Source organism: Pseudomonas sp. BN607, assembly GCF_029871175.1.
GTDB lineage: Bacteria > Pseudomonadota > Gammaproteobacteria > Pseudomonadales > Pseudomonadaceae > Aquipseudomonas.
This window is the reverse complement of sequence record NZ_SSOE01000048.1, coordinates 1-11,489: the sequence shown is the minus strand read 5'-3', so window position 1 is coordinate 11,489 and position 11,489 is coordinate 1. Positions and strand designations below refer to the sequence as shown.

Annotated in this window: 5 protein-coding genes and 2 pseudogenes; 4 read left to right on the top strand and 3 right to left on the bottom strand. The window is 56.5% G+C overall.

The genetic code is table 11. The annotated features are described in order from the left end of the window. The 3 genes and pseudogenes from E8E68_RS11770 to E8E68_RS11760 all read right to left on the bottom strand — a co-directional run. Window positions 1–1,238: pseudogene (locus tag E8E68_RS11770) on the bottom strand (sugar-binding protein); the annotation flags it as partial. Between the two features lie 2 nt (window positions 1,239–1,240). Beyond that, window positions 1,241–2,248 carry a hypothetical protein gene (locus tag E8E68_RS11765; protein ID WP_266032824.1) on the bottom strand — a complete coding sequence of 336 codons (1,008 nt, stop codon included), beginning with the start codon at window positions 2,246–2,248 and terminating at the stop codon, window positions 1,241–1,243. A gap of 21 nt (window positions 2,249–2,269) precedes the next feature. Beyond that, the gene (locus tag E8E68_RS11760; protein ID WP_266032827.1) at window positions 2,270–2,800 is read right to left on the bottom strand and encodes a hypothetical protein; all 531 of its coding nucleotides are present in this window, start codon (window positions 2,798–2,800) and stop codon (window positions 2,270–2,272) included. A 223-nt stretch (window positions 2,801–3,023) separates the two neighbouring features. On the opposite strand from E8E68_RS11760, the gene E8E68_RS11755 reads away from it, so the two are divergent. The 4 genes and pseudogenes from E8E68_RS11755 to E8E68_RS11740 form a co-directional block, all read left to right on the top strand. Continuing rightward, entirely contained in the window at window positions 3,024–4,832 is a 1,809-nt protein-coding gene (locus E8E68_RS11755) for a hypothetical protein (protein WP_266032830.1), read from the top strand. Between the two features lie 39 nt (window positions 4,833–4,871). Beyond that, the gene (locus E8E68_RS11750; protein WP_280341548.1) at window positions 4,872–7,355 is read left to right on the top strand and encodes a hypothetical protein; all 2,484 of its coding nucleotides are present in this window, start codon (window positions 4,872–4,874) and stop codon (window positions 7,353–7,355) included. Further along, window positions 7,352–10,198, top strand: a complete 2,847-nt coding sequence (locus E8E68_RS11745; RefSeq protein WP_280341545.1) for a hypothetical protein — start codon at window positions 7,352–7,354, stop codon at window positions 10,196–10,198. The genes E8E68_RS11750 and E8E68_RS11745 overlap by 4 nt, the downstream gene beginning before the upstream one ends. A gap of 53 nt (window positions 10,199–10,251) precedes the next feature. Beyond that, a pseudogene (locus E8E68_RS11740) lies at window positions 10,252–11,489 on the top strand (sugar-binding protein); the annotation flags it as partial.

Below are 11,489 nucleotides of genomic sequence, written 5' to 3'. Positions count from 1 at the left end.
TGCTTGGGCATCTGGAAGTAGTTCGGCTGCAGCTTGAACTCCTCGTTGGTCTCGTGGTAGACGGTCTCGAGCTCATGCAGGCAGGTTTCGCGCCGGGGCTGCGTGGCGCCTTCGTCGTAGACCTCGTGGACCTGCTCGGTCACTTGCCGGGTCAGCAGGTGGAAGCGGTTGAAGCTGCGAGTGATGGTGCGCAGAGGGGTAGCGTCAGCCAGGTAAGTCGCGGTCGAACCGTAGCTGAAATCGGTGCCAGTGAACTCGTAAAGGTTGTCCTCGCCGTTGTCGCGCCACGTGATGCCGCTGCCCCTGCCAAGGAAGTTGTTGCTGGTGTAAGCGTAGGTGGTGACCATGTCGGGCTGCTCGGCACCAGGCTTGATGGTGTGCTTGGTCACCCGGGGCAGCGCGTCACGCACGTCGCCGGGGAAGAGGTGGCCGTCATCGTTGTACTCGATGGTCTCGACGCCGCCGACCGGGCTACGCACTTTTGTCAGGCAGACCACCTCACGCACCTTGTCGTAATCGAGCCCCCAGCTGGCCTTGTCGTCGCTGGGCAGGACAATGGTATGGGGCAGGCGCACCGCCGGGCTGAAGCGGCGGTCGTATTCCAGGGTGTAACGGGCCAGTGGGGTAAAGCCGGGACCGGATTCCGGGTGCAAATCGACGGTGATTAGGTCGTCGGTGTAGGTGATGGCCAGCAGCTTGAGCCCGGTGTCGTCCTCGATGCCGACCAGGCATGGGGCCTTCTGGAAAATGTTGTAGCTCAGGGTGATGCCATGGCCCGAAGGCGCCTCGACCCGGGTGGGCACGGCGATAAGATTGTCGCTGGGGCCTTTCAATTCGAGCAGTTCGACCAGGCCGGCCTTGTGCTCGACGCGATAGCCCGCGCCGTGATCATGGAAGTGGAAGCTGCGCAGCTTGCGCTCTTTGAACACCTTGCCGGTGCCGTCGCTGGCATCGCTGCCGGTGACCTTGAAGCTTTCACCGGTGTGCAGGTGCAACAGATTGGTGCCGGGGTCGTATTGGGTGAGGTTGAGGGTCCAGCCCATGCCAAAGCCCGAGTCCTGGGTGTTCATCGGGTTGAAACCGATGTGCAGAGGCAGCGAAGGGCCACTGAGGTTATTGGCGACCAGCTCCGGCAACTCGATGCCCAGGGTGTACTGCCCGGTGCGGGGGTCGACACTGTTGTTGACGAAGCTCAGGAAGTTGAAGGCGTTGGATGCTGTATTCGAGGTAGTAGTCATGATTATTCAGCTCCCTGCATCCACGCCGTTGCACAGCGGTATCGGGTCGGTTTATTTTCATCACCTTTATGCCAGCGGCCCACCATGAACCGCTCGAGGTCGCAATAGTAAAAATGGTCAGGCTCATCTGTATCGCCAGACCACTCAGTGAACTTGTGAATCGACATTTGCTGAGTCCCTTTCATTAGTTTGCCGCACCTATAGCGGGTTTTACCTTCTTCATCGTCCTCGTGCTCGCGGCCCGTCATGACGGTATCTTCCGGGCACATGAACCATTCGTCGTAGTGTTCATGGATCCAGGGCGTCCACTCGTTATCGCTTATACTAAGCTCAGTTGAGCCATGCTTGTAAGTCGCACACTTGTAAGTGGTTTTTTTGTCATTCTCATCGCCCTCGTGCCCGCGCGCCCATATTATTTGGTCGGCATTGCAGGTGAATACCCCGACTGGATCAATGTTCTCATAGACGAATATTTTATTCGGTTTGGCGGTTTCAGTGTCCTTGGGGGCACTGCCTGCGGCCCTCCCGGCGATCACGCGTACGCAGGCAGTGCTATCCCTGGCAGCGCTGGAAGGCTCGACCTTTTTGTCAACCATTATTAAGCCGGGAGTAATAATTTTGCCATTCTCGCGGGAAGCAAGGTCATCGAGTTCGAACCATTCGGTGGAAGTGAACCTTCGGGTGGTTCGAAGTTCCATCCACCATTTGCCCGGTGCAGGTTCTTTACTGCAATTTGAATCACCGGTGATCAGTATTTGGACGGCAGAGGAAAGTCCATCGAGCGACATTTTTCGCGCTGCAAAACCCTTGCACTCGGAGTAGCCGTCCGTGTGATGGAATTCGTTCTGGATTCGTTTGCCTGTGCCTTCGCCGGGAGCGGCGATTACACACTGACCATTGTCTTTGTCCAAAAATAATATTGAGCCGGTATTCTCCTCCGCGTACACAGCATGCGGAATGCTCAGCAGCACGGGGAGGGCAAGGGTGACAAGTTTTATTGAGGTCTGCATGGTGGGGTCTCGGGAAGTGGGTTAGAATAATTTGGCGCAAAAGTAAGAGGTATTTTTATTTTCATCACCGGCATGTACCGTTCCCCAGAATACCCCATTAGTGGCGCACTCCAGTTTGTGGTCACTTTCATCGCCCTCTAGAATTTGCGAGGGGGTAACCACCAAATTGTCTTCCCACGCGTCCCGAAACTCGGCGCAATAAACCCAGAAAGGCTCATTTTCATCGCCGCTTCTACCCCGGCCAGTCATGACTTTTCCAGCAGGGCACATCCCGAGCCAATCACTGGAAATCTTTTGCTCATTGAATTTTTTGAGTACAGTACCGTTTTGGCTAACGGTTCCACATAAATACGTGGTGGGCTGATTTTCGTCGCCGTCGTGGCCGCGGCCTACCAAGACTTTGTTGTCAGGGCATTTGAAGTCATGAGCTGATTCCTTCTCGAACCGGGTCCAACTAGTGTCCTTTTGTATGGTTGCGACCGCAGCGTGCGCCGTACTGGACATAAGAAACAGTAAGCTTGCAGCGGTAAGTAAGTTTCGTTGAGTATTCATCAAGGTTCCTCGTTGGCGCTGTAAGAAGTTCACCAGCCGAGTCTAGCGAAAGGCTCAGCGTGCGACAGCTAGCAAAAATGCTAGGTACCCCGCGTGCTGAAGTGCGGTGCGCGATCTATCACAGCAGCCCGATCGAAACCCACCTGTTATTTTTGCCAGTAGGCAGCGCCTGGGGCGGGCGCTAGTGTGTGGGCATCTCTCACCCAAATGCCGAGCTGAATAAATGAATACGCACCCAGCTGCCGAGCGGAGCAACGCGGCGCCACCCCCGCGCCCCACAATTGAAGGCCTCACGCCGTACGATGAGGTTGATCTAGATAAGCTGGGGGATGAAGACCTGGTTTTTTATATAACTTACGACACTATTGGCCCAGGTCAAATAGTTCGAGTTGAATGGATTGGCGCGGATGAACACGGTGTGGCATCGAGTTTTGAAGGGGCTGTAGATATTGATGACAACAATTTCGATCCCAAAACCCTACGGGCGCGTATTTCGGTGTCAAACAGGTTCGTCGTGGCGGCTACCAATGGCTATGCATTTGTGGCATTCGAGCCCATGCAACCGGCTTTGGAGCCTTCGCTGCGCGCATTTTGTTTCGTGGGGGTGCGCCCGCGGCGGCTGGAGCATATGCCGGTGGCCCAGGCGCCGCAGTCCCACAACCTGTTCATCGATCCCAGCTCGCTGGGCGGTGCAGGTGCTACGTTCTTGGTGCCGGCCTATCAGGCCATGCAAGCGAAAGACAAGGTAACGCTCACATTCGTGGGCTTTGAAAGCGACGGCACGGAAGATACAACCTGGTCAAGGACAACAGAAGTCGGGGAGCAGGACGTCGGGAAGGTATTGCGGTGGCAAGTACCTCCTGATCAGTTCGCCTTCCTTGGCGGGGGGCGCGCTGAAGTTCACTACGAAATCGCGTTTGCCGACTTGCCGGCTACATTGACAGCACCCATGCAGACCTTCCGCATCGATCCGATACCTGTTAACCCCCCGCCCCTGCTCCCGCAACTGGAAATAGACGGTTATTCCAGCGGCCCGCTCGACCCGGAAAAGTTTCCCAATGGTTTGGTATTGCGCGTGCCCGCCAATGAAGAGCTGATGGTGAGTGACTGGGTGTTGCTCAACTTCAATGAAGTACTCGGTGAGCAACAACTGCGTATCGACTTGAGCTGCCTTGAAAGTGGGGTGATTGCATTCAACCTGCCCGCAGAAAGACTTCGAGGTCTGGCGAGTATCACGCTGGGCTATCAGGTCGCTCGGGAAGGTGTTGCGTACCGTGCGACAGAGCGGCAGGTCGACTTGGTGGTTCGTCGTGAAGATGCGCCGTTGAAAGTGCTTTTCGCTGAGAGTGAAGGGAGCGAAGCCGGGGTGAGTGCGTATCTGCCCGCGAGCAAGGCATTATCAGGGGCATTAATTGACCTGTCGGATATCGAGTTGGCCGCTTCAGAGACGCTGGAAGTTTACTGGGAGGGCCGCTCCGCACTGGGTAACCAAAAGTTCACGTTCAGCACAATACCCACTGAGCCCTTGGTTATACCGGCAGCGGCGGTCGCAGCCAACATGGAGTTAGGCGACACCTCGCTAAAACGCTTCCCGGTCTACTACCGGATATTACCCGTGGGGCATGAGTCTCAGAAGCTGCATTTGCGCATTCTTCCGCTGGCTAGAAGCAGTTATCCCACACTGCAGTGCTACCCGCGCAGAGACACCGAAATCCACCTGGCCGATATCGTCGGCCCGCACGCCGATCTCACGCTGGCCAGTTGGCCATTCATGAGCGAAAAGCAACGCCTGGGGATTATCTTGAAGGGTGCTCGCGGCGGCGCGAACGTATTCTTTACCATCCGCGATGAAATGGTGTCCCAGCCTGAAGTGGAAGCAAAACTCGTTACCGCCAAGGTATTGAAGACAACGCTCGAGTCCCTCGATGATGACTCGCCATTGGTATTTACAGTCAGTATTGCTTTCGAGGGCGACGCGTTCGATGACAGTTGGACGCTGTTCCCGGAAATGTCATTGACGCTACGCAAGTAAGTACATGTACGTGTTTATGTAACTATTAGAGGTGCAATCATGGCTAAAAAAGAAACGCTGGAAGAGCTGGTGGAGTTTCTAAAGAAAGCGCCATCCACACACAGGTATGATGCCATTCTCGCGTATGACCGTTTTCGTGCCAACACATTGTTGCTGCAAGAGTATATCGACCGTTTCGACAGTGACCAATACTTCGAGCCTGTGACGTTCAGTACGGTCATCACACCGGGCGTCCGCTGGGAAAAGTCGATTGATTTTTTGCTGGATAAGCCTCGGCTCTCCTTCGAAAATTCCAGCCTGTCGAGTTCAAGGGCTGACTTGACCATGCGAATTACCGGTGGCAATCAACTGACGCTAGACAAGGCGTCCGGCGCTGCCGTTAAGAAAGTTTCCGGGGTTAAAATGGGCGATGCGCTCGATGGCCCGGCCTTGCACATGCGAATAGAGTTGGACAGCACCTCAGGATCGGTCACCCAAGCGGGTACAGTGTACATCGACTTGAAGAAGGCCAGTGCGTTCTACCTGAGCTTTGCCGACACTGACGAAGAGAACATGATCGGAGGCGAGCGCTACAAGCGGATTTTCGATAGCTGGCCGGATGAAAAGAAGATTTATGTCCTGAATAAATTGCAGATGATGGAAACCGACTTTCTGCAACCGGAAAAATTTGTGGTTCGAACCGATGCTGCTCCGTCTGGCAAGGTACGGGGTTCAGACCAATACGGCGAAGGTGCCGTGTTGCTGTTCGTAACGATGAAAGGCAGCGACAACGGAGACGCGGGTATACCCGAAGAGATGCATTACCTACTGCCCAATGCGGTCGTAGATTACACGATGAATTTTTTGCTAGGAAACAAGTTCCTGATCGCACGAATGGTGACGCGTGGTCTCGAAAAATTCCCGGCTCTGGTCGGTCCGTTTGAGGTCAAATACACCACCGATGGGGTAAGCACGCATATAACCGGTATTCAGGCGACGGCGGGGAAGGTAGTCGTACCCGTCGCAGGGTCGACGGCGAATCTCGTTTCCATTGAATTCCCCCAAGGGCTGACGTTAAGTCTTGTAGGTGACGAGGCAGACGACTTTACCCGATTCGAAGTCAAGGCCGTTAATGAAAAACTGAGATTCGAATGGTATGGCAAACAGGCTTCGCCCGTGACCATCAACACAAAGACTGAACGCGTAGCGAGTGGGAGGGCAGTCTGCCGTTGGGAGTATACGATCGATTACGAGTTCGTGGTTGAAACAAGCGGTGACGAGATAGGTAAGTTGTCGCTCAAGCCGTTCGGGACGCCAACACTTCGCCAAAGAGTTTCGCCCGATGCTGATTTGAACACCCTGTGGGGTGACGAAATGGAAGAATTCGTCAATTTTTGTGAAGACAAGATAGACCGTTATCTCGCTACTACGATCGGTATTATCGCCACGGTGGCCGAGGAGATCGACGCATTTCGCCTCAACGGCTTGCTCTTCCGCGGCGGTAAGGAAGCTGTACAACCCTCGACGGTACGTTTCCCTGGTGATTTGACCCTGCCTGGGTTCCTGGCACCGGCCCGCACGCAATTCGAGGTGCAGCCCAGCGAGGCCGTGGTGGTGGCCGGGGGGAAACAGGAGTTCGTTACCACCGCTGGTTCGGATCTTCCAATGAAATGGACCGTGGAGAACCTGCCAGGTGAAGAAGACGACAACCCCGGTTCGATCGATGAGGCGACGGGGGTTTACACCGCGCCGCCCTCCAGCGAAGTGTTGCGCAGCAACAAACGGGTCATTGTCACCGCCACCAGTGGCTCAAGTTACAGCAAGGCGTTGCTCAGCGTGAACCTTCGCAGCATCGCGGTCGCACCGTTGGTCAGGGCGGTCAATACGGGTGCCACGATCAAGCTATCGGCGGCGGCCCTAGGACGGGAGCCGGTGACCTTCACCCTGCTACCCGGTGCCAAAGGCAGTTTGACGCCAGACCCTGCGCCCGATCCCGAAGTACAGCAGGGCATGCTCTACATCGCGCCCCCGGCAGCTAGCAGCTATGAAGCGAATCCATGCAAGAGCGAAGCCTGGCGACGCCTGCGTGCTACAGCGGCTTGGCGCATTGAGGACGATCTGGCGGAAGTATTGGCAATCGACACCGTTGAAGTGACTACTGAATCGGGGGGGAAGGAGCAGATTCCGATTCTGCTGCCGTTGAAGCCTGAAACCCACTGGTTCATCCACGAGGCTGAAGGGGACGGTGTGCGGCTTAAGTTTTGGGGTGAAAACAAAAGTGGTCAGTATGAAGTACCTGCTGATCTCACGACTTGGTACTTGGTGTCTGGCAACGGTACGTTAAAGGATGGCCTCTATACCCCGGTCGCAACGGATGGCAAGCCCTTGAGCAATTACGCAGTGATAGTGGCGGTGGAAACCAACAATCATTTTTGGCTGTGGTCCTTCGTCATCTTGCCCTTCCCGTTGGTTACCCCCGAGGTATTGATTGAAAAACTGACGGAACCGGACGATCCAGCATTTAACGAGGGGCGCGAGCTATGAAAACCAATTCCAAGGCTGAACTTTTGGAGCGTTTGGCTCAGGGCAATGTCATGTACGGCTGGGGCGCCATCCTGGCGTTCGACCGCGACCAGGTCAACCGCATGCTGCGGGAGCAGTACATGGCAGCGTTCAACGATCTGAACTTCCTGTTGCCATTCAGCAATGAAGTCGTCATTGGCGATGCGGAACATATAACCTTGAGCAATATCGTGCTCGGTGCTCCGCAGCTTTCATTCGAGCGCGCGACCTTTACCAACTCCAAAGCCACGGTAAAGCTCAATATCCTTGCGGGTACTTATTCTTCGACCATTCACCTGCCTGGTCGTCCGCCCTACCTGGCGCATAGTCAGATGCTGACTGAAGAGATGGGCCTTGTGCTTGAAATGTCTGCTTCGCTGGACGTGCGAGTGGGCAGCTTGGAAGAGCGCGGCAGAGTGATTCTGGACCTTTCGGTGGGGGAGCACTTTAGCTGCAACCTTGGGTTGGTTGACGAAACCAGGCTGGCGATCGGCGCCAAGCTGGGCGAGCAGATCCAGGCGCACCCAGCCTACCGGCAGCTCTATAGCTTCGCGATGCTGGATTTCAGCGACTATGGGCCTCTGAGCCCGGTGAGCTTCCGCGTGCTCACACAGCAGGCGCCTGAGGGTAACAATCCGCAATCGACACAATATGGCAAAGGGGCGGTCGTGGTGTTCAGCCAATTGCGCATGAACAAAACGCGCGGCGACACGCCAGGGAGCTCCTTCCCCTACCTGATACCTGACGACCTGACTCCGCAAGGCGCCTCTGCCTATAGCACGACGGCGTTGATCGCTGCACCGCTGCGCCATTTCGTCGATGACCAGCAAGCGCCAGGTATCTTGCGTCAGCTCAAGCTGCCCAATGCACACCAGGTGAGCATGGTGGATCGTCATGACCCGCTGGACCATGTGATTTTCGGCGGTGTCGAACCCACTGCGCAGTCGTTCTTCGTCGAGCCGATGCAAAGCGCCCTGTTACCGGAGGGCCGCCAGCCTTTCATCATCGATAACCAAGGGCAGGCGGTCGAAGCACAATGGGAGGTTTCGGCATTGGATCTGCCGCGGTCGGCCGGGAGCATGACCAATGGGACCTATCAGGCATTACCGGCAGAGGAGTTCAAGCGTGACCAGCAATTGATACTGGTATCCGGCCGTTTTCCTTCTGCGGCCGGGGAGCAGGTACGCACGGGGTTGCTGATCGAATCCCTGCAAGGCGTCAACGTGCTTCCTCGTGTGACTACTTGGTCAGCTGGCATGGCGGACATCCCGCTGCGTGCCGGCTCGTTGACCGACGACTTGGATTGGGCGCTGATCCAGGACGATGGGCTTGTTCACGGGGAGCTGGTGCCTGATCCCGAGCAACCCAACTGGCGAATATTCAAACCGTTCAAACCGGATGACTACGTGCCTGAAGTGCGCTTGCAGCACATTCGCGTCACCAATAAGGCGAAGAACACCAGCGGTACCGCCACGGTGGTTATTTTTGCCTACCCGCAAACCCTCACGGTCACGCCTTTTCATGTGCCAGTGCTCAGAGGCAACGAGCCGATTGAATTCAGGTTGCCAGCAGAAATGCACGACCTTGCAACCTGGAAGGTTTTTGGCGAGGGAGAGGTTCAAGGCAATGTGTATATTCCGCCGAGCCCAGCCAAAGCGCCCGTCAGCGTGGTCATGGCCGATATCGATAACAGGTTCAGCGGTTATGCGATTGTCCAGCACAATTATCAGGACCCCCCCATCCGTTGGACTGAACTTACTGCATTCGAAATCCAAGTGCGAGGTCAGCCCATCTGCCTGGCCAATGGCATGCAGCAGATCACGCTAGAGATTGTGGTGGAAACCACGGAAGTTGATTACATGGGTCAAAAACTGGCGATCCCGCTGACACCGACCGAGCTCTCCAGCATGAGGCTGGTTCACCGTAACACCGGGGTCGAGGTGCCGTTTATCGATAAGGAAGACGACGGGTTGGCACATGGAGATGCGAGCTGGGCCACTCACGTGAAATCAAACCGTTTCAAAGCTTACGGTGCTCCGGCATCCAGCGACGGCCCAGCCGTGCGCTCCGAAGATACACGCAAGGCCAGGATTCTCTGGGTTCAAAGCGGCATAGCCGAGGAGCGGGAGTTCTACGCCAGGTTCCAGTCTGACGACGACGTGTGGTGGAATTCGCTTGACAAAAAGAGTGTTGTCAAGCTCCAAGCCATAGCACCCACGGACCCGGGGAAAGATGATTACAAGCTTACACGTAAACGCGTAGCCAATATCCGCGGCTTCATACCCGACAAAGAGCCCCAAGATCCCTTCGGTTACATGCTGGAGTCGATCGATTACTGGCACCTGCAATACACGGAGGCGATGCAAAACATCGACTTCGCCACGCTTCAGTTCGAGGGGGGCGCCGCCTCCGTACGTTGGGAAAGCGAGCAGGGGGATGAGGTGTTTTTCAGTTACATGTGCTGTGCCTTCAGGGAGTCGCCGGTGCCGGGGCAGCCGGACAAGCCCGCTGAGCTCAAGGAAGACGCGATGCTGACTGCCATGGCCGCACAGCTCAAGTATACCGGCATCGAGAAGGCATTGATCGAAGGGGAGGAGCCAGGGTTTGGGCAATTGTTCATCGTGCTGCATCGCGTGGATAACATGCCGTTCTGGAGTGACGTCCATGCAAACGGTGATCAAACCAAGATGTTCAGGGCCGCGCTGGATAAACCGATGATGCTCATACTCCGCGATACGCGAGGAAACCGGCATCGGTTGCGTATCGGCTTCCCGCCGGCCAGCATTCAAGATGGTCGCAACCAGGTGGTGTTATCCATTCAATGAATTGCACCCGCCTCGTCAAGCGGGGCGGGGCTTTCCTCTAAAAGGTTCTGGCTATGACCACTAAATCATTACTGCACTCCAACGCCTTCAACTTCCTCAGTTTCCTCAACAACAGCGTCGACCCCCGCACCGGCCAGTACACCCTGGGCATCGAGTTGCCGGAGCTGGTCGCCAATAACCTCAGTGGCCCTTCGCTGCCTCTGCACATCGGTTTCAACCCGATGAACACCCAGGACTCGGGCTTTGGCATGGGCTGGACCCTCAACCTCACCCAATACGACCCCGGCACCAATCTGTTGCACCTGCACACCGGTGAAAGCTTCAAGGTCACCGGCAGCGATGCCAGCGACGGCACCGGCAAGGTGTTCAAAGAGCGCAAGCTGCGCAGCTTCCACTTCCATGATCACGGCGCGGGCTATCGCGTCGAGCACAAGGCCGGCCTGGTCGAACTGCTCGAATTGAAAGGCCCCAGCGACAATCTTATCGCCGTGCCCACCCGGGTCGAGGCGCCTTCGGGCCATGGCATCACCCTGAGCTACAACATTTTCCAGAAGGCCCCATGCCTGGTCGGCATCGAGGACGACACCGGGCTCAAGCTGCTGGCCATCACCTACACCGACGACCTAATCACCGTCGATTTGCACCCGGAATCCGGTCCCGGCTTTACCCCACTGGCCCGTTACACCCTGGAATACGACCGCCGCTTCAGCCCGGCGGTGCGCCTGCCCCATACCATTGTCCTGCCCAGCGACGACAAGGCCAGCTGGGGGCTCGATTACGACAAGGTGCGTGAGGTGGTCTGCCTGACAAAAGTGCGTAGCCCGGTCGGCGGCGTCGAGACCATCGAGTACAACGATGACGGCCACCTCTTCCCCGGCGACGTGCGTGACGCGCTGCCCCGGGTGACCAAGCACACCATCAAGCCTGGTGCCGAGCAGCCCGACATGGTCACCACCTACGCTTACACCAGCAACAACTTCCTTGGCAGGGGCAGCGGCATCACGTGGCGCGACAACGGCGAGGACAACCTTTACGAGTTCACTGGCACCGATTTCAGCTACGGTTCGACCGCGACTTACCTGGCTGACGCTACCCCTCTGCGCACCATCACTCGCAGCTTCAACCGCTTCCACCTGCTGACCCGGCAAGTGACCGAGCAGGTCCACGAGGTCTACGACGAAGGCGCCACGCAGCCCCGGCGCGAAACCTGCCTGCATGAGCTCGAGACCGTCTACCACGAGACCAACGAGGAGTTCAAGCTGCAGCCGAACTACTTCCAGATGCCCAAGCA